Origin of the sequence: Photobacterium sp. 1_MG-2023 (genome assembly GCF_030547945.1) — a bacterium.
GTDB lineage: Bacteria > Pseudomonadota > Gammaproteobacteria > Enterobacterales > Vibrionaceae > Photobacterium.
On the sequence record NZ_JAUORR010000026.1, the window covers coordinates 44,835 to 64,873 of the forward strand.

At 49.6% G+C, this 20,039-nt stretch carries 16 protein-coding genes; 10 read left to right on the top strand and 6 right to left on the bottom strand.

Annotation, left to right across the window (positions count from 1 at the left end; translation table 11 throughout):
* Positions 1-74 precede the first annotated feature (74 nt).
* Together Q4579_RS18555 and Q4579_RS18560 are read right to left on the bottom strand one after the other, a co-directional pair.
* Positions 75-1,370 (bottom strand): sigma-54 dependent transcriptional regulator, encoded by a 1,296-nt coding sequence (locus Q4579_RS18555; RefSeq protein WP_303566198.1) that lies wholly within the window; start codon positions 1,368-1,370, stop codon positions 75-77.
* Positions 1,367-3,184 carry an ATP-binding protein gene (locus Q4579_RS18560; RefSeq protein WP_303566200.1) on the bottom strand — a complete coding sequence of 606 codons (1,818 nt, stop codon included), beginning with the start codon at positions 3,182-3,184 and terminating at the stop codon, positions 1,367-1,369. The genes Q4579_RS18555 and Q4579_RS18560 overlap by 4 nt, the downstream gene beginning before the upstream one ends.
* 288 nt (positions 3,185-3,472) lie before the next feature.
* Between Q4579_RS18560 and pdxH the strand changes: the two genes are divergently transcribed.
* Positions 3,473-4,108 carry a pyridoxamine 5'-phosphate oxidase gene (pdxH, locus tag Q4579_RS18565; RefSeq protein ID WP_303566201.1) on the top strand — a complete coding sequence of 212 codons (636 nt, stop codon included), beginning with the start codon at positions 3,473-3,475 and terminating at the stop codon, positions 4,106-4,108.
* A 67-nt stretch (positions 4,109-4,175) separates the two neighbouring features.
* On the opposite strand, the gene Q4579_RS18570 is transcribed toward pdxH, so the two are convergent.
* The 3 genes from Q4579_RS18570 to Q4579_RS18580 all read right to left on the bottom strand — a co-directional run bounded on the left by Q4579_RS18570 (position 4,176) and on the right by Q4579_RS18580 (position 7,648).
* A complete protein-coding gene (locus Q4579_RS18570) occupies positions 4,176-4,886 on the bottom strand; it encodes a helix-turn-helix transcriptional regulator (protein WP_303566203.1) in 711 nt (236 codons plus the stop codon).
* Between the two features lie 521 nt (positions 4,887-5,407).
* Positions 5,408-6,598 (bottom strand): putative manganese transporter, encoded by a 1,191-nt coding sequence (locus Q4579_RS18575; protein ID WP_303566204.1) that lies wholly within the window; start codon positions 6,596-6,598, stop codon positions 5,408-5,410.
* A gap of 93 nt (positions 6,599-6,691) precedes the next feature.
* Entirely contained in the window at positions 6,692-7,648 is a 957-nt protein-coding gene (locus Q4579_RS18580) for an AEC family transporter (protein ID WP_303566205.1), read from the bottom strand.
* A gap of 480 nt (positions 7,649-8,128) precedes the next feature.
* Between Q4579_RS18580 and Q4579_RS18585 the strand changes: the two genes are divergently transcribed.
* The 5 genes from Q4579_RS18585 to putP all read left to right on the top strand — a co-directional run bounded on the left by Q4579_RS18585 (position 8,129) and on the right by putP (position 15,100).
* On the top strand, positions 8,129-8,332 hold the full coding sequence (locus Q4579_RS18585; RefSeq protein ID WP_303566206.1) for a hypothetical protein: 204 nt from the start codon (positions 8,129-8,131) through the stop codon (positions 8,330-8,332).
* Positions 8,333-8,391: 59 nt separating this feature from the next.
* A complete protein-coding gene (locus Q4579_RS18590; RefSeq protein ID WP_303566208.1) occupies positions 8,392-9,180 on the top strand; it encodes an AraC family transcriptional regulator in 789 nt (262 codons plus the stop codon).
* 369 nt (positions 9,181-9,549) lie between these two features.
* Positions 9,550-12,660, top strand: a complete 3,111-nt coding sequence (putA, locus tag Q4579_RS18595) for a bifunctional proline dehydrogenase/L-glutamate gamma-semialdehyde dehydrogenase PutA (RefSeq protein WP_303566209.1) — start codon at positions 9,550-9,552, stop codon at positions 12,658-12,660.
* 29 nt (positions 12,661-12,689) lie between these two features.
* The gene (locus Q4579_RS18600; RefSeq protein ID WP_303566211.1) at positions 12,690-13,391 is read left to right on the top strand and encodes an aldehyde dehydrogenase family protein; all 702 of its coding nucleotides are present in this window, start codon (positions 12,690-12,692) and stop codon (positions 13,389-13,391) included.
* 212 nt (positions 13,392-13,603) lie between these two features.
* Positions 13,604-15,100: a sodium/proline symporter PutP gene (putP, locus tag Q4579_RS18605; RefSeq protein WP_303566212.1), complete on the top strand. Its 1,497-nt coding sequence runs from the start codon at positions 13,604-13,606 to the stop codon at positions 15,098-15,100.
* Between the two features lie 53 nt (positions 15,101-15,153).
* Here the strand turns inward: putP and Q4579_RS18610 are convergent, their stop codons facing one another.
* Complete coding sequence (locus Q4579_RS18610; RefSeq protein ID WP_303566214.1) at positions 15,154-15,615, bottom strand: MarR family winged helix-turn-helix transcriptional regulator; 462 nt, start codon at positions 15,613-15,615, stop codon at positions 15,154-15,156.
* A gap of 126 nt (positions 15,616-15,741) precedes the next feature.
* Here Q4579_RS18610 and Q4579_RS18615 point away from each other — a divergent pair, with 126 nt between their 5' ends.
* The 4 genes from Q4579_RS18615 (at position 15,742) to Q4579_RS18630 (ending at position 19,803) form a co-directional block, all read left to right on the top strand.
* Entirely contained in the window at positions 15,742-16,167 is a 426-nt protein-coding gene (locus tag Q4579_RS18615) for an organic hydroperoxide resistance protein (protein ID WP_303566215.1), read from the top strand.
* Positions 16,168-16,344: 177 nt separating this feature from the next.
* The gene (locus Q4579_RS18620) at positions 16,345-17,526 is read left to right on the top strand and encodes a tetratricopeptide repeat protein (protein WP_303566217.1); all 1,182 of its coding nucleotides are present in this window, start codon (positions 16,345-16,347) and stop codon (positions 17,524-17,526) included.
* A 135-nt stretch (positions 17,527-17,661) separates the two neighbouring features.
* Complete coding sequence (locus tag Q4579_RS18625; RefSeq protein ID WP_303566219.1) at positions 17,662-18,321, top strand: CatB-related O-acetyltransferase; 660 nt, start codon at positions 17,662-17,664, stop codon at positions 18,319-18,321.
* Between the two features lie 288 nt (positions 18,322-18,609).
* Positions 18,610-19,803 (top strand): acetate/propionate family kinase, encoded by a 1,194-nt coding sequence (locus Q4579_RS18630; RefSeq protein ID WP_303566221.1) that lies wholly within the window; start codon positions 18,610-18,612, stop codon positions 19,801-19,803.
* The last annotated feature ends 236 nt before the right edge of the window (positions 19,804-20,039 follow it).

The window sequence follows — 20,039 nt, forward strand, 5'->3', positions numbered from 1 at the left end:
AAATTTTACTGCAATCGACCGCAGGTTTGAATCAAGGCGTTATTTACACTGTAAATTTCAAAGTTTTGGTGAAGTTAATGTGATTCTTTAAAGTCTTCTTTATCTAAACCGTGTTTTTTCATCTTGTCGTATAGTGTTTTTCTCGCAATGCCCAGTTCGGATTGTACTTCCTTGAGTCGCCCATTGTGGCGACGTAAAGCATCGCTGAGGAGGGTGAGTTCAAACTGCGTGACCTTATCGACCAGAGTCAACGGTGGGCTGTCGATTTCAAGCGTCTGACTTTCATCAAAATGATTCCCCAGCAGGACGATCCGTTCTGCCAGGTTCCGGAGTTCTCTGACGTTCCCCGGCCAGCGGTGTTCGATGAGTCGCTGTTCCTGTTCAACACTGAGCACCGGCGCTTCGAGGTTATATCGCGAGGCAGCGGTTCGGATAAAATTCTGAAACAGGAGGGGGATGTCGTCTTGGCGCTCGCGAAGCGGAGGCATCTCAAGCACGGCTCCTTCGAACATAGACATCAGCTCAGGTAAAAGTTGCTGAGATGCCAGAAGATGGTGCAGTGGGTGCTGACTACTGGCAATCAGTCGGACGTGATGGCTCGGTTCAGTGTTCTCAGATTGCGATTGCAACAGCGTCACGAGCACCTGTTGGGATTGATGCGGTAGCAACTCAATATTTTCAATGTAGAGACTGCTGCCCTGTGCAGCATGCCATTTTCCTTCTGGACCCTGAAGCAGCAATTCAGCTTGCTGATCATTCAGTTCCTGAGCTTGAATTGTCATCATGGCTTGGTGCTGGCGTTGACTATGTTCGTGGAGAAATGTTGCCATCATGCGTTTTCCAGAGCCCGCTTCACCCTGAAGAAACACAGCCTGAGGTAATTCCTTCAGATGGTAGAGGCGATGGCGTAATTGCTTCACTGCCAGTGTATTGCCGAGTATCCGCGGTCCCGGATGACTCTGGGATGCCAGTTCCCGCTTGAGCTCTCTGTTTTCTAGAATCAGATCCCGTTTATCGCAAGCGCGTTTGACGACATCCAGTAAATGTTCAGTAGAGAACGGTTTCTCCAGAAAATCGTAGGCCCCTAATCGCATGGCATCAACTGCGGTTGAAATATCACCGTGTCCGGTCAGCATGATAACGGGCAGTTCATGATCAATCTGAAGGGCTTGTTTGAGGAACGTCATCCCATCCATACCCGGCATATTGATGTCGGTAATCATCACCCCCGGAAATTGGGGATCAAATGCATCCAGTGCTTGGCGTGCACTATGAAACAATTGAACCTGATAGTCTTCAAGCATCAGGGTTTGCCCTAAAGAGTCGCGGATGGCTTTATCATCATCGATAAAGATGACTGGTTGTTTCATTGGGGGTCCTCTTCGGCAAGGGGTAAGCTGATTTGAAATTCGGCGCCACCGTCAGCGTGGTCGTGAACGGTCAAACTGCCAGAAAATAAATCCAGTATCCGGCGGCAGATCGTCAGCCCTAATCCCAGTCCGTCATGTTTGGTGCTAAAAAATGGGGTAAAGATACGTTGTTTCTGCGTGTTATCCAATCCGGGGCCACGATCCCAAAGGGTCAGAATACACCGCTGACGACCTGCTTTCAGAATGATACCAATTTGTTTCTGGCTGACCGAGTCCTGAGCCTGAATCGCATTCTGTAATAAGTTAATGACAACCTGCTCAAACTGCACTGCATCGATTTTGATGTAGATGGATTCATCCAGATCCAGATGTAACTCGATGCGATGTTTGGTCAGTGGCGCGTGCATCAGTTCAAGCGCGTTTCGGATGGATTGGGCAGCATGGATTTGGCTGTTTTGCTGAAGGCCCTTCCGGGCAAACACTTTGAATCGGGCGATGATATCGGAGACTCGCTGGTTGAGCTGAATGAGCTGCGCCAGGTTGTCGGCAACAGCCGGGTAGTTCTCTCTTGCCAGAAGCTTGATACTGTTTTCGCTGTAGGTGCGCATGGCCGCCAGGGGCTGATTAATTTCATGATTGATACTTGCAGATAATTCTCCAAGCATGGCGAGTTTCGCCGTTTGAATCAATTCGGTTCGGGTCTCTTTCAGTTCAGCCTGCGTCAGCTCATATTGTTCAATGGCATGCCAGAGTTGCTTGTTTGCCTGATGAAGATGGTCCGTCCGTTCCGCGACTTGCTGCTCCAGCGTACTGTTCAGATCGGCTAAGGCTGCCTTCGCACTCACGGTTTGCCACCAGTAATTCATCACCAGAATCAGCAGAATGTAAAAGGCGATAAATAGTAAAACACTTTCGAAGACCGGGCTCAGAATCTGATGCGTTGGTGTGAAGCCGTAAATGACCCACCCCGCAGTGTTCATCTCATGATGGGCATGGAGGAAAGTGTGAATGCGTTGCTCCGCCGGGATCAGAATATCAGCTTGCGTCTGGTGATTGAGCGCTTCAAGGCTGGGTAATTCGGTTAAGGGCGTTAGTGTTGGGGTGCCGTATTGCCGGCTTTCAATCACCTGGGTTCGCTGTGCTTCCGTTAAAGGCACCAGACTGTGATAGATCCAGCTGTTGATTGAACTGTAGAAAATCACCCCGCGCGGGTCGCTGATCACATATTCAAACTCCTGGTACTGCCAGATTTCATCGACAAGATTCAAATCAATTTTGATGACGATGACACCGCTCACTTGATTCTGCTGATCAAATACCGGCGCAGAAAAAAAGTAGCCCCGTTTCCCTGAGCTGATCCCCAGCGCAAAAAACTGCCCCAATCCGCCTTTCATGGCAACTTTAAAATAAGGACGATAAGCGTAATTAAATCCGACAAAGCTGTCTTGCTGATGCCAGTTGCTGGCAGCCAGTGTCTCCCCGTTTTTATCTAAGAGGTAGATCGTATCTGCGCTGAGCGTTTTTGCCCAGTAAGTCAGCAAGAGATTGGTTTGTAACAGCTTGGCATTGCGTTCGTTTGATGGCGCGAAGGCTGCATTCAGTGAATCTAATAGTCTGGGATCGTGGGCCAGCAGCTGTGGTAACTGTTGGTAGCGTCTGAGGCGCTGATCTAATTTTTCTCCCAGGCTGGTGATGTCATCTTTGATTTGATTCGACAGCGCGATCGTAAAATGATGTCGGGTCAGAAAAGCAATTAAAATAGACAGGAATATTCCCAGTCCGACAATCAAAGCAAGTTTATTTCTTTTGAGCACAGTGGATGTTCTGCATACAGATAGGGGTTGAATCAAATTATCATTTTTTCAATGGCGTGGCTAAATGAGTGTGTGTCAGTCAGTTACCGCAGCCAAGGAGAGAAGAGAGGTCACAGGACGCGTGCTCTTTTGTCCCGACATTAAAAAACGAGTCACCGCCTCGCTGAGTTGTTGTGAGGATTTGCTTGTTTTTGTAAGCGCTTAGATGGACAATTCAGCCGTCACTTATCATTGATTCGATGGCGATACCGGGTCGGTAAGCTGTCGTAACAGTAAACGGAGAATACAATGGAGTTGTCTGATATTCGTCGCGAATATACCCGGGGTGGTTTACGCCGCAAAGATTTGCCTCAGGAACCAATCGAGTTGTTTAATCACTGGTTACAGCAAGCGATTGAAGCTGGACTGACTGATCCGACAGCAATGACGGTCGCGACGGTTGACGCTACCGGGCAACCATTTCAGCGTATTGTTTTATTGAAGCACTTTGATCAGCAGGGGTTTGTGTTTTACACCAACCTGAGTAGTCGTAAGGCGGCTCAACTAGCTGAGAATGGGAAAATTAGCTTACATTTTCCATGGCATCCGCTTGAGCGCCAGGTACACATTACCGGTATTGCGGAAAAGCTATCCACACTTGAAGTCATGAAATACTTCTCATCTCGTCCGAAGGAAAGTCAGATTGCAGCTTGGGCAAGTAAGCAAAGTTCCAGACTGACGGCCCGCCAGGCGCTGGAAGGAAAGTTCATGGAGCTGAAACAGAAGTTCTCTGCAGGCGAAGTGCCATTCCCAACGTTTTGGGGTGGCTATCGTGTCAGGGTGAAGTCTGTGGAATTCTGGCAGGGCGGAGAGCATCGCCTGCATGATCGTTTTTTGTATGAGCGGGATGGCGACAGCTGGCAGATAGATCGTCTTGCACCTTAATTTTGTGTTCTTGAAAACAACAGGCCACCTAAGGGTGGCCTGTTGTTTATGAGATTTCCGTCTGTGCTTACTCTTTCAAGATGATTGAAAGTTGATGCGTGAGCATACTTTCCGGAATGTGCGAACCAAAACCCAGATCGAGGGCTAAATCGATTAACTCATTCTTGGAGTTTGCATTAAATTTTTCACGCAGCCGGATGACATAGTTTTCAATCGTTTTCACAGAAACATTAAGCACTTTGGCAATGTATTGCGGTTTTTTTCCATACAGCAATAAAAACAGAACTTCAGATTCTCTGGTATTAAGCTGAACCTTCTGTCGATGCAAATCCAGACTGAAGGATGTCTGTTGCTGGTTGTTCAAACCGGCTGCACGACAAATCCAATGTCCAACTTCGAGTATGGCGGTATCTTTCAATTCAATGCCCGAAAAAATGGTGCCAACCACTTCATTTTCTTCACTTCGCCACGGCATCTTCGTGAATAAATGTGCACGCCAGTTACCATCCGAATAGGGATGGATATCCAAAACTCGCATGCGTTTTTCACTATTCATGACCTGATGGTCTTGATCTCTGAAGGTTTCAGCACATTCAATCGTTGGGCTGGGCATCTCAAAATCAGTACGGCCAACACAATCTAAGTGATGTTCGACACCAATGATTTTTCCATATTCCGCATTGGCATAGACAAAAACTGAGTCCGTATCTTTACAACCCCAACATCCAGGAAGTTGATTGAACATATGCAATAAATTGGGATCAAGTGTATCTTTCACGCTTTAGCCAGCTTTTATTATTTTGATGGGCGGGATAATACTGAGTTTAATGGATGCATCGAATGTTACAATACAAGGGTGCCGAAAACTTAGACGAGATAGAAATAAAATAGAAAAAAAGCCGGCCTAACAGGCCGGCAAAGACAAGAGTTTGACTCCTAAGAGTGCAATCCTGTACGACGTGTAGAAGAGGTATCCAATCAAGTTCATGACTTTGATATGAGGGTATATATCAAAGAACCTCATTGGCATGTATCCAAATCTGGATACTGCAAACAATTGAAGAGAGGGTTTTCTTCAACTGCCTACAGGACTAACTATAGTGAAGGAGACTCTTTCGTATAAGGGGGGAAATCACCTATTGACAATTCCATTGAGGTATGATCGGGCGTGGGTGCAGTGGTTTATATGCGCTGACGTGCTATTAAACTGTGAGATAGCCGCGTCTAAGATAATAAAAAATCGACCTGAGGTCGATTTTTTTATGTATTTTTTAAATGGTTTAATCTGGAGAAAGGTGATTACTCAAACATCCAGTAATAAGCATAGCCAGCCAGAATGGCCGGAAGGCTTGAATAGAAGGTTGCGACTAATGCAGCTTTGGGCGCAAGCGCAATGGCCGGAAAGAGCGCATCGCCATCATTGCTGATTGCATTTCCCAGTTGTGCTGACAGTGGAATCGCGCCTTGCAGGAACAAAGACGTGACCAGAATTTGCGGACCACAGCCCGGGATGAGCCCGACCAGCACGCCAAGTAAGGGCATCAGAATTCCCCAGCCAGCGAAGATATGCTGAAGATCCCATTGCGTGAGTGTCATGAATAATTCGAAACAAAGAAAAGCACCAATCACCCAGGTGGTCACAAAGTTAGTGTCTTGCGCGACACGCTGAAACAACGTTGTGGTTTCGGGTTTCGGATCTTCAGAAACGACATCCTGATAGCCCTGAACGTCGCGACTGAATGACCATAAAGTCATGGCCAGGAGTGCCAGTCCTGCGCCCAGAATAGCCGTGGTGTGTTCCGGCAGATGAAAAAATACATCAGTATCAACTTGTAAAGAGCCGAGCACAGCGAACACCACACTGGGAATCAACAGCCATTGCCAGAACATCCCTTGCCACCGTACGGTTTTATTGTACTGGCTGCTTGTCTGCTGACAGCAAGATGATTCAGTCTCCTGAGTCACAGCGGGTCGCATAAAATCGGCGCCATGAATGGTATCGACCAGCCAGCCGGAAATTAATCCGACAAAAAAGCCAACCGATACAATCAGTAAACCGGTTGCCGGTTTGGCTGCCAGCAAGAGAAAAGCGGCATCTCCCATGGTCGCGGTGAGGACAGCCACCACAGAACCGAAACTGAGTTGGCTGCGGACAAACTGAGTCATCACAATGATGGCTCCGCCACAACCAGGTAAAGCTCCCATGGCAGCAGAAAAAACAACCTGAAAGCGACGGCTGTGCTGAAGCTGAGTTCGGAGCAGGCCGTGCTGGTTCATTCGGGCTGAAATGACATGATAGATTGTAAGCGTCGCTGCGACATAAGCGGCAACCTGCCAGAATGCGTCCGCCAGAACGTTGATGGTGATTTCCCGGGAGAAAGGTGTTGCGAGCAATACCAGCAGCAGCACCGGAAACAGAAAACGCTTATTGGCGAGTCGCCAGCGCTTTCCGAGTTGTTGGATGGGCAGCGATCGAATCAGTGTGACCATAACGGGGCTCAACTCATCGTAAATAAGAACTATTCCTATTTAATCCAAGTTGAGAGTGATTATCAATTCAATTTTTTGGATTTGAGTGACAAATCAGATGATTTTCAGCGTTTTTAGTAGGGTTAAACCCAAACTACAGGTCAGCATGGATCCCAGGGTTGTCATCGCAATGATATTGGCCGCCAAACTCGCGTTTGCGCCCATGGCGCGTGCCATAACATAACTGGCCGCTGCGGTGGGAGCTGCACTCATCAGAAAAATGATCCCAAGCGTGTGATCGCGGAAACCGTATAGGTAGCCTGCGATCGTGATCAAAACCGGAGCGATGATCAAGCGCGCGCAAGTGGACAGATTTGCATGCGAAGATTCCTGTCGTAACTGCCGGAAATCCAGGCTGGCCCCCGTACACAGCAGGGCCAGTGGTAAAGTCATGTCTGCAAAGTAACGGCCGGATTGCATCAGGACATCTGGCAGTCTGATCTCAAGAAAAGTGAACGGGAGTGCGCTACAGATACTGAGGATCAAAGGATTGGTTAAAATGGCTTTCAGTACGTAACGATGATCAAGGGATGCGGATGCTGCATTTGAACGACTGAGTGTAATGACAGCCAGGATGTTGTAGAGGACCGTAATGACGGCGACATAAAGTGCACCAACAACGATTCCCGCATTGCCGTAGGCATTGGCGACATAAGCCAGACCAATAATCCCTGTATTGGCCCGAAATGCGCCTTGCACAACCACGCCACGTTCTGATGGAACCTTGATCATTCTTCCCGCAAGACACTCAAACAGAAGAAACACGGCAATGTTAGCAATGGCAGCAAAGATGAAAAGTTCACCACTGCCGAGTTGATGGATGTCCGCATCCACCAGATTCAGGAACAGCAATGTGGGCAGGGTGACCGTAAACACCAGCCTGGAGCCAGACTGGGTAAAGGCATCATTAATAATTCCCCATTTTTTCAATGCGATACCCAGAGCCAGCATGATGAATATTGGCCCGGTGACGGTAAATGAGAAAGCAAGCTGCGTCAGAAATTCACCCATTGTGCATCCTTTATCAATAGGGGAGAGAAGCAGGGAAGAAACCTGCAATACCGGAAGGTTTTGTTTTACCACAAAGTTTGTTGATCAACAGTAACGAACCGATTGAGATGGTATTTTTTTTCATTATTTACATATCGAAGCTGCTGAAGACCACTCGGTGAGGCCGGTTTTTGCACTATCGCCTTGTTTTATCAACGGAAAGATGATCAAGCTTGAATAAATAACGGCGAGTGTCATTTGGACTGGAAAGATGATCAAGTAAGATCCGATAGAAAGATCCGGGATAAGTGCTTTGGCCGGGTTGGATCGGAACAGAAGCATGATCAAGGCCAAGCGGGACAACATCGGGTTGGATCCCCGCGACCGCATGTGATCAACAAGGTTGCTGATGGAAGAATGATCAAGTGATCTTTTTTAACTGACTGATTTTATTCGATCAATGATGCGAACCGTATTGAGAGACTCAAGGTCAGCTGGCGGTTGAAACAACAGAAATTCGCACAGATGTTCTGCCTGAAAATTCATCGGCTTAAAATTGAAATGACAGTGGCCGTAAAAAGTTTAGGCTTGATCACGCTTCCGTTGTTTAGTGATCTCAATTTTGCGGCTGTATCAGGAAAGATGATCAAGGTGGCTGGCATGCTCTGCGCAGTCCTTTTCATTGCTGGCGTGGATCGATTATGATGCGGGCTGGATTGAGATCTGGCAGCGAAGCCAGGATGCCGTCAACGCAGGAAGAACGGATGAAGGATAGGACCCCTCTGTCAGGATTCAGACCTGCGGAGATTATGAAATTACCGGAACATATGGATCACCATAACCATGGTTATAACCAGGTGGTGATTGCGTTGTCCGGCCAGACTGAATTCGAGATTGAAGGCTACGGCAGTCTGGTTTGCCCTGGTCAGGGCTGTCTGGTGACGGCAGATTCAGACCATGGCTTTTCCGGCATCGGACAAAATGAAATTCTGGTGCTGAATGTCCCGACGGTCTGTGACACGCTCCAGGATTATGCGCTTGATCGGATGCACCAATTATTTGATCGTTCTGCTTATTTTCATCTCGATAATCAGGCGCAGACCCTGATCCGGGCTTTATCCGCAGAAATGCAGGCACATCCGGATGACTGGCTGCTGAGTAAAGCCTGTACCGATACGCTGATGTGCGTTCTTCAACGGCATTTTAAACCGCTGGCCTCTGAACGGTATCTGCCAAGACTGAATATGGATGTCATTGATCATTACATTCAGCAGCATCTTTCACGGAAGATCGCCGTGGCTCAATTGGCTGGACTGGTTTTTCTTGGGGAAAGCCAGTTTCATGTGGTCTTCAAAGAGCAAACCGGGGTTACGCCGCATCAGTATGTGCTACAAAAGCGCTTGGAGTTCGCCCGGCAGCTGATGGAAGAGCCTAAGTTGAGCCTGGCGCAGATTGCGCAATCTGCCGGGTTTGCGAACCAGAGCAACTTCACGCAGGCTTTCACACGTCATTTCGGGGTTTCCCCCGCCAAATTCCGCCGTCAGTGGCTTTAGTGGTCTCGGGAGAGGTTCTGTCACCCGGCCATTTTTAATTGTGAGTTCGTCCTCCCCCTGGCAATCGCCATATTTGTGAAAATCCTTTTCTTATTTTTTTCGATTTGTTAAGCAAGGTATCCCTTTGGGACTTTCAGTTGCTGTTTCTTACAGCAATTAAGAGCGAAATCAGTATTTTTTGCTAATTACTTCTGTCTAATTTTGTTATAAAGCGGACTTTTTCGATAAATGATCGGAGTTTTTGGTAAGACGCAGCGAAATGTTCGAAATAAAATCCCCCGCTAAAGTAACACTGGTGTAACATTTACCTGAATCCCACGACAAACGGTGTTGATGGTTATTTAGGTCCACTATATTGAGGGAATGACTATGTTCAATGCGGCAGATGCTCTTCAGCCATCTTTGATTGAGCAACCTTTAGATGCACTTTGGCAGCAGATTTCACCGCTTTATTCGGTTGATGAATCTGCCTGGCTGGAACAGCTGTTGCCTTTGGCTGAGCCTTCTGAGCAAGAGCGCCAGTACACGAAGGAAAAAGCCACCAGCCTGATTGAGCAAGTGCGAGCTGACCGCAGTGCTATCCAGATGATTGACGCCCTGTTGCTGGAATACAGTCTGGATACCAAAGAAGGCATTCTCCTGATGTGTCTGGCTGAAGCGCTGATGCGTATTCCGGATACAGCCACAGCGGATGCACTGATCCGCGACAAACTGAGTGTGGCGGACTGGAAATCTCATCTTAAAAACTCCGATTCTCTGTTTGTAAACGCCTCGACCTGGGGACTGATGCTGACCGGTAAAGTGATCAGCATGGACGAGAAGGAAGATGGCAGCCCTGCACGTGCCATTAACCGCCTGACCAACAAAATGTCTGAGCCAGTCATTCGTAAAGCGATGCATCAGGCAATGAAAATTATGGGCCACCAGTTTGTTCTGGGACGAACCATTGGCGAAGCCATGAAAAATGGCCAGGCTAAACGCGATAAGGGTTTCACTTACTCGTTTGACATGCTGGGTGAAGCCGCACTGACACAGGACGATGCAAAGAAATACTTCAATGATTACATTGAAGCGATCGAAGCGGTCGGACTGGATAATCAAAAACATTCCAAATCACCTTGCCCGACGGTCTCGATTAAGCTTTCTGCCTTGCATCCGCGTTATGACGTGTCCAACGAAAGCCGGGTGATGAGCGAAATGTACGAAACCGTACTGGCACTGCTCAAGCGTGCCCGCGCGCTGAATGTCGGCATCACCATTGATGCGGAAGAAGCCGATCGTCTGGAACTGTCGCTGAAACTGTTTGAAAAACTCTATCGCTCTGATGCGGTGAAAGGCTGGGGCCGTTTTGGTCTGGTTGTTCAGGCATACTCCAAGCGTGCGCTACCGGTGCTGACCTGGCTGGCGGCTCTGAGTAAAGAGCAGGGCGATGTGATCCCGTTGCGTCTGGTGAAAGGGGCATACTGGGATACCGAACTGAAACTCTGCCAGCAAAGCGGTTATGAAGGTTATCCGGTTTATACCCGTAAAGAAGCGACCGATACTTCTTATCTGGCCTGTGCCCGATTCCTGTTGTCTTCCCATGTTCGCGGTTTGATTTTCCCGCAGTTTGCGAGCCACAACGCCCACACGGTGACCGCGATCCTGGCCATGGCCAAGCATCGTGATTTCGAATTCCAGCGCCTGCACGGCATGGGTGATGCGCTGTATAACCACGTGATGGACATCTATGGCGTGAACGTGCGCATTTACGCACCGGTCGGCAGCCATAAAGATCTGCTGCCGTATCTGGTTCGCCGTCTGCTTGAAAACGGTGCCAACAGCTCTTTCGTTCACCGTCTGGTGGATGCTCGTTGTCCGATCTCTGATCTGATCCAGCATCCGGTTGATGTGCTGCGTTCCCGTCCGACCCTGCATAACCATCTGATCCCGCTGCCAAAAGATATTTTTGGAGCCGATCGGAAAAACTCTGCAGGCATTAACATTGAGATCGAGTCGGCATGGCAACCTTTCCATGCGTCGGTTTCTGCCTTCAGTGAGCATCACTGGAAAGCGGGTCCGATTGTGAATGGCAAAATCCATGACGGTGAAATCTATCAGGTCACAGCACCGTATGACCGCCGTGAGACCGTCGGTGAAGTGGCATTTGCGAATCGTGAACTGGTGGCAACCGCCATTGATGTTGCGGCAGAAGCTTATCCGGCATGGTCGGCGACACCTGCTGCGGAGCGTGGTGCTTGTCTGCAGCGTCTGGCCGACTTGCTGGAAGACAATACTGGTGAGCTGGTTGCATTGTGTCATCGTGAAGCGGGTAAAACGATTCAGGACGGCATTGATGAAATCCGCGAAGCTGTGGACTTCCTGCGCTTCTATTCGCACCAGGCAGCCACTGAGTTTGCCGGAGAGACCCCTGTCGTGGGTTTCGATGGCAAAGAGCGTCTGCTGTCTTATCAGGGGCGTGGCGTGTTCGCCTGTATCAGTCCGTGGAACTTCCCGCTGGCGATATTCTTAGGTCAGGTTTCTGCCGCGCTGGCAGCAGGGAACACCGTGGTGTGTAAACCGGCTGAACAAACGTCTGTGATTGCATTCCGTGCTATCGAAATGATGCTGGAAGCGGGCGTTCCTGCCGGTGTGATTCAGTTTGTGCCGGGCCGTGGTGCAGAGGTGGGTTCTGTCCTGACTTCTGATGTCCGGATTGCTGGCGTGGCCTTTACCGGTTCGACCGAGACGGCACAGCGCATCAACCGTACCTTGGCAGAGCGCGACTGTGATCCCGTGCCTTTCATTGCAGAAACTGGTGGCCAGAATGCCATGATCGTCGACAGCACGGCATTGCCAGAACAAGTGGTGCGTGATGTGGTGCGTTCTGCATTTGCTTCTGCCGGCCAGCGTTGTTCTGCGCTGCGGGTGCTGTTTGTTCAGGAAGACGTAGCGGATCGCATTATCACGCTGATTAAAGGGGCGATGGCAGAGCTGTCTGTCGGCCGTCCGGAGCTGCACAGTACCGATGTAGGCCCTGTGATTGACAAAACGGCGAAACAAAAACTGCTGACGCACATCGGTGCCCTGAAAAATCAGGCCAAGATGGTGGCGCAGGCTGCCCTGAGTCCGGATTGTACGCACGGTGATTTTGTGCTGCCAACGGCGTTTGAAATTCGCGGTATCAATATCCTGCAAAATGAGAACTTCGGTCCGATTCTGCATATCGTTCGCTTTAAAGCGAATGAGCTGGATCAGGTGATTGATCAGATTAACCAGACAGGATTCGGTCTGACCATGGGTGTGCACAGCCGTAACGAGCGGACTTACAGCCACATTGAGCGTCGTGCCCGGGTAGGGAACTGCTATATCAACCGTGATCAGGTGGGTGCTGTGGTTGGGGTTCAGCCGTTTGGCGGCCAAGGCCTGTCCGGTACCGGCCCGAAAGCGGGTGGTCCACACTATCTGTATCGTTTCACGAAAGATGTTTTCTCTGCGTAATGGCTGCAGGAATTGGAAAGGATTAAAAGATGACAACACGTATTCAAGCAATCGTCGATCAAAGTAATGCAGCCTGGGAACACTGGAATGGTCTGGGTTATGAAAAGCGGATCACCCAGCTGACTCAGTGGAGCAGCAAGCAGGATGCTGATGTCGCTGCGATGGTGGCGTTTCAGTGCCGCAATGCAAATGAACATGTGGCTGAAGCCGAGTTGATGCCGGGCCCAACGGGTGAAACCAACGAACTTTATTGCGCGGGTCGCGGTCTGTTTGTGGTGTCGGCAGATGCGGATGCCCCTCTGGTGGCTATGGCCGGTCAGCTGACGGCCGCGTTAGTGACCGGAAATACGGTGCTGTTGTGCCTGCCAGAAGGCTTTGCAAAATCGGCACAGCAAATCGTGACGGAGCTGGAACAGGCGGAACTGCCAAAGGGCGTCGTGCTGGCGGTTGATGCGAAAGATTTTGAGGACATCGTACGTCACGCCGCAGTTGCGGGTGTGGTGTATGCCGGAAACCGTGAGGCAGCATTGAAGCTGTCTCGCGACTTGGCGGCCCGTGACGGGCTGCTTGGGCAATTGATTGCAGAGACTGACTTCGTGTCTTACCCTGTGATTGGGAGCCCGACTTATTCGCTGCGCTTCGTAACGGAAAGAACGCGAACGATCAATATTACTGCGGTAGGTGGCAATGCCTCTCTGCTGGAATTGGGGAGCGGCGAAGAAGCACATTAATGCTGCATTCGACTGTTACCAGTGACTCGTGACCTGAACCGTCGGTCTCTGATCGGCGGTTTTTTTCAAAAAGGATAAGTGGGATCGAACATCCCCTACAGGTACGTTGTCCGTGGTGGAGCCGTCATGCTGCAGCAGATGCTGTTCAGGATCAGCACCATTCAATAAGTTCTTGCAGTGACAAGAGCGACAAAAAACGAGGGAACTCAATCATGATAGAAAATAGCTTTGCTATCACAGGTACGTTTATCGTGTATCTGATTGCGATGCTCGCAATCGGCTACTATGCCTATAAGCGAACTGCAAACTCATCCGATTACTTTCTGGGCGGGCGTTCATTAGGTCCGTGGCCTGCGGCACTGTCTGCCGGCGCTTCCGATATGAGTGGCTGGCTGCTGCTGGGTCTGCCGGGTTACGCTTATGCAGCCGGGATGGAATCTATCTGGCTGGCTGGCGGTCTGCTGTTAGGGACCTGGCTGAACTGGCTGATTTGTGCCAAACGTCTGCGGACTTACACCATTACCGCAGATAACGCGATTACGATTCCTGAATATCTGTCTAACCGTTTCCAGGATAAGTCGAAGCTGATCCAGACCATCTCAGCATTTTTCATTCTGCTGTTCTTCCTTTTCTATACCAGTTCTGGTCTGGTAGCTGGCGGTAAGTTGTTCGAAACTGTCTTTGGTCTGGATTATCAACTTGCTGTTGTGATTGGTACGCTTTGTGTCGTTTCTTACACGCTGTTTGGTGGTTTCCTTGCAGTGTCCTGGACAGATTTGGTTCAGGGGCTGCTGATGGCGGCTGCGCTGCTGGTTGTGCCGATTGCAGCCATGCAGGGTGGATTCGGTGATCTGGCGGCTTCTCTGGAAGCGAAAAACCCGGAACTGATGACCATTTTCAATGATGTGAAAGGCCAGCCTCTGACCTTTATCAGCATTGTTTCTCTGGCCGCTTGGGGGCTGGGTTACTTTGGTCAGCCGCACATTCTGGCACGTTTCAATGCAACCCGCTCCAATAAAGATATTGGCACCGCACGCCGTATCGCTGTTGTCTGGTCTGCGCTGTCTATGTTTGGTGCGATTATGGTCGGTCTGGTCGGTATTCTGTATGCCGATAACCAACTGGCGGGTGAGCTGGCGGATGGGGAGAGAATCTTCATGTTGCTGGTGAATGCGATTTTCCACCCGGTTATAGCGGGGATCCTGCTGGCGGCAATTCTGGCTGCGATTATGAGTACTGCGGATTCTCAGTTACTGGTTTCTTCTTCAGCACTGGCGGAAGACTTCTATAAGCAAGTCATCCGTAAAGATGCATCCACGGAAGAAATCGTGATGGTCGGTCGTGTCGCGGTTATTGTGCTGTCTCTGATTGCACTGATGCTGGCGATGAACCCGGACAGCACGGTTCTGGGTCTGGTGTCTTATGCCTGGGCTGGTTTTGGTGCGGCATTTGGTCCGGCACTGCTGCTGAGCCTGTACTGGCGTGACATGAACCGTCATGGTGCTCTGGCGGGCATTGTTGTGGGTGCCCTGACCGTTGTGATCTGGAAACAGCTGACTGGCGGTATCTTCGATATGTATGAAATCGTTCCTGGATTTATCTTTGCAACGATTGCCATTGTGGGGGTCAGCAAAGCGACCGGTGGTGCGCCTGCCGTCCTGCACACGCAATTCGATACGTTTGAGAAGAATCTGAAAGCATTCGATTAAAATATCGGATAACACAATGAAGAATAGGATGCGCAGCTCTGGCTGCGCATTTTTTATGCCTTGGATTCAATGGCGGTCAGTTGCGCATATAACGCATCGCAGCTGGCTTTCAGGGCCTTCAGGGATGCCAGAGGCATATCAACCTGACACAACAGCGAGGCAGGCACCTGAGCTGCTTGCACCTGAAGTGCTTTCCCTGCATCCGTCAGGCTGATCTCCCGGATTCTCTCATCCGTTTCACTGCGTCGCCGTCTGACCAGCCCTTTACTTTCCAATCGCTTCAGCAGCGGTGTCAGTGTCCCAGAATCAAGGTGCACTTTTTCGCCCAGTGCTTTCACGCTGAGGCATTCTTTTTCCCACATCACCAGCATGACCAGATACTGCGAATAAGTCAGATTCAGCGCATCGAGCAACGGCCGGTAAGCCCGGATCATCGCATTGGACGCGCTGTATAAGGAAAAACAGACCATATCATCCAGGGTCACTTGGGCAGGGATTTGCGTGGCATTGGCCATGGCTCATCTCCGGTATGAGTTGGGTTCAATTAAATTGTGCACAATATACTTGCGTTGGAACTGAAAATCGATCTAAGATTGCGTGAAATTTAATTGTGTGCAATCTAGTTGTTCGAGGTGAATCTGATGAAAACAATTTATACAACTTCCGCGAAAGCAAGCGCTGGTCGCAATGGTCAGGTAAAAAGTGATGATGGTTTGCTGGATGTTTCTCTGAGCTACCCGAAAGCACTGGGCGGTAGTGGGAAGGCTACGAATCCTGAGCAGTTGTTCGCAGCGGGGTACTCCGCCTGTTTCTCCAATGCCGTGCTGCATATTGCTGGCCTTCAGAAGCTGGGCTTACGTGAAGCACCGACACAAGCGCAGGTGCGGTTGCTGGCAAAAGAAGACGGTGGCTTTGCATTAGCGGCTGAGCTGTCGGTTGAACTGGCGATGGACAATGACGCTGCCATTGAATTGGTGAAGGCTGCGCACCAGGTTTGCCCATACTCCAATGCCGTCCGGGGGAATGTGGTCGTCAGCCTGAGTGTGAATGGCATTCAGCTAGACTAAGTTGCACGGAAAGGAATTTCTCTGTCCCGGTTGTCGCAAAACCCTTGCGGAAACCGGGATTGTTGCCTGATTTTTGCATGCTGATCTGACCAGCTTCAAATTCATAAGAAATTTCACTTTAGATTTTGCTCAAAATGCCGTTATTAAAAGGAAGAAAAATTTGTTTTAAGAGGGGTTATGTCACAACTCGGTTTAGGTATTAGCCTTGGCATTGTACTGCTGATTGTGGCGGTTTCCCGGTATTTTGCTCTGATGAAAGAACTCCGCGAGGCTGCCAGAGAGCAGGCGCGCAGGGATGAAAAGTACCGTCAGGTATTAGAGCAGGCAAAAGCTGTTGAGCACGAAGAAAAAGTCAGAAAGGCTCAGTCAGGTCATATTCCCAGCATTCTGTCACTCGCGAAGGAAAATGAAATTGGCAATCTCCGTGAAGCATTAAGCTGGTACCAGAAAGCCGCTCAGCTCGGGAATGAAATTGGTCAGAACGCGCTGGCCCGATTGTCTCGTCAGGATGTTGATGATCCGCATGGTGAGGCAAAATCTCGTTACTGGGAGTGTAAAGTCAAAGCGAATCACAACGATCCGGAAGCTTTATTTGAAATCGGTCGTTATGAAATTCGTGGTTTTGGCACTGCAATCAATACTGCATCTGGTGTGGGTCATCTCATCCAAGCGGCAGAGATGGAATATGTTCCGGCTCAGATTTTTCTGGGGGACTGGTATGTGGTGGAGTCTAACCCGTCGCCTTCTCCGCGCCGGGCATTTTTCTGGCGTTTAAAATCTGCCGTGAATCAGGATCCGTTGGGCTGTATTAAAGTTGCCTATTGTTATCAGACCGGCATTGGTGTGGCAAAAGATCGCCGCCGTGCCATTTACTGGCTGGAAAAAGCAACAGAACTGGGCAATGTTGAAGCGCAGTATCTGGCAGGTAAGATGCACCTGAATCAGGATCAGCCCATTGCCAACGTGACGGATGCCGCAGTCGCTTATATCTGGTTCTCGGTGGCTTTTGCTTCGGGTTATCTGGATGCGAAAAAAGAGCGGGATATGGCGGTTCAGCATGTCGGGATTGAATCGATTCTGAATGTGCAGAAAGTGGCGAAGCAGATTTATAAGCTGGTGCATAATCCGCCTGTCCCGACACATGCGATTATGGATTTACTGGATAAAGTGTACGATCGCCAGAAATACCGTCCGTCAGATGCAGAGATGGATTCAGCACTGGGGCAGGTTCATGAAGATATTGATGACAGTGAATATCAGGTCGTGCCTTCTGAGGAGGCGAACCATGAAACACCTGCGACCCATTCAAGCCAGGACTGGAGTACCGGCATGGTGACTGCAGAACCCATGTCCTCCTGATGTTTTCAACTTTGAGCAGCCGTGCCAAGGTGTTGTCTTAGGAGATGGACACCAAAGCACGGCTGTTTGCTTTTTGTTACATTATACTTATCAATAAACTGACAGTGTGCAGCAGGCTGTTTGTAAGAGGTATGAATGTCGACGATTTTCCCCTCCTGGTTGGGCGGTTACGAGCTCAATAAAAAAGTCTCCAATCCGAATATTATTGTCGGGGACTTTACCTACTATTCCGGTTACTACCACGATAAAGATTTTGAAGATTGTTGCGTCAGATATCTGCTGGGCGATCATTCAACCAAAGCCGTCTGGGAATCCGGGATTTTTGGTGAGGTCGATAAACTCGTCATCGGAAAATTTTGTTCCATTGCTTCAGGTGCGGTGTTTATGCTCGCGGGCAATCAGGGCCACCGGCATGACTGGATCTCTTCTTATCCGTTTGATGTCAGCGAATTTGGCAACAAAGTGAAACCGGGGTTTGAGCGGGTCGGGGATACAGTGATTGGCAATGATGTCTGGCTGGGCAGTGAGTGTGTCATCATGCCGGGAGTACACATTGCTGACGGTGCTGTCATTGGCGCCAGAGCGGTCGTCACCAAAGATGTCCCACCGTACAGCATTGTGGTAGGAAATCCGGGACGGGTGGTGAAAACTCGGTTCAGTGAGGCGCAGGTTGCCAAACTGCTGGAGATAAAATGGTGGGACTGGTCGTTATCCACGCTGAAGGACAACATGGATCTGATGTGCAGCCAGGACATCGATGCGCTGTATGAGCGTTACCTCAAGTTTTCTGACTGATTTCTCTTCTGCCGGCACATCCGCTGCCGGTTTCTGACTGGCGTCCATCTCAGCACTTTGTTGATGCTTTGCTCAATATTTTTTGATGTATTGCAATCAAGTTTGAAATTTTTACATTTAAATTGAGTGTTGAGTTGAATTATTCAAAAAAAATTGAGTAATATGGGCGAAGCACAAGATGCTTTGAACCTGTTGCTCCACATCATTTCTTAGCATCTGTGCTCGACAACGCCTGTTGTCAGGGGGCACGCAGTGCCAAATCAGCCGACAATCATCTGGTGGAAACCCATGAGTCATTCTTTAGTACTAGTGATCAATTCCGGAAGCTCCTCGCTAAAATTTGCCCTGATCGATGCCGTGAGCGGCGATGCCCGACTGACCGGGCTGGGTGAGTGCTTCGGACTGAGCGAGGCATCTGTCAGCTGGAAATACGAAGGCGAAAAAGCAAGCTGTGCACTGGACGCAACAGGTAACCATCATCAGCAGGCCATTGAACGTTTGGTCACCCTGCTGGAAGAGTTAGGACTGAAACAGGACATCATCGCGATCGGCCACCGGGTGGTTCATGGTGGTGAGCGTTTCAGCCAAACGGTAAAAATTGATGAACACGTTCTGAATGAAATTGATGCACTGAGTGAACTCGCACCGCTGCATAATCCGGCGCATGTGATTGGTATTCGGGCGGCTATGCAAGCCTTCCCTTACCTGCCACAATACGCGGTATTCGATACTGCTTTCCACCAGACCATGCCCGCCAAAGCCTACCATTATGCGCTGCCACAAAAGCTGTATCAGAACTACGGCATCCGTCGCTACGGTTTCCATGGCACCAGCCATTACTTTGTGAGCCAGGAAGCAGCAAAACAGCTGGGTAAATCTGCCGATGCAACCAACGTGATCACCGTGCACCTGGGCAATGGCGCATCCATCTGTGCCGTACGCGAAGGCAAAAGCGCGGATACCAGCATGGGTTTCACCCCAACGGCTGGCCTGATGATGGGCACACGCTGTGGCGATCTGGACCCGGGTATCATTGACTTTCTGATGAGCAAAGGTTGGAATCAGGCGGATCTGCAGCAGGCACTGAACAAAGATGCGGGTTTCCTGGGGGTCTCCGGCCTGACCAGCGATTGCCGTGGCATTGTTGAAGCCATGGAGCAGGGTCATGAAGGCGCGAAACTGGCGTTCGAAATCTTTACCTACCGCGTCGCGAAATACATCGCATCTTACATGGTCTCACTGGACGAGCTGGATGCCATCGTATTCACCGGCGGTATCGGTGAGAATTCCCTGCCGGTTCGCAGCGCAGTGCTGAAGCACCTCAAGATCTTCGGTTACCGTGAAGATACAGCAGCGAATGAAAAAGCCCGCTTCGGCGAGAAAGGCGTGATTACCAAACCCAATACTCCGATGGCCATGGTGATTCCAACCAATGAAGAATGGGTGATCGCCAGAGAATCCATGGCACTGCTGCATGCCTGATTGAACATCTTTTTCTTTTCTGAAAAACGGCCCTGAGTTTCGCTCAGGGCCGTTTTTGTTTTCTCTGTCTTCACTAGTTTTTTGATAAATTTTGGTTCGCCTGAATTTTTTTCTCTTTGAAACGAGTCTGTCTGACGTCCTGCAAGAAGCAATTTAAATAGAGCTATAGTCAAATCTGGTGTACGGACTCCAGCGCAGTGGCTTGTTGATTGTCCTGATTTGAGCGGATACCATCT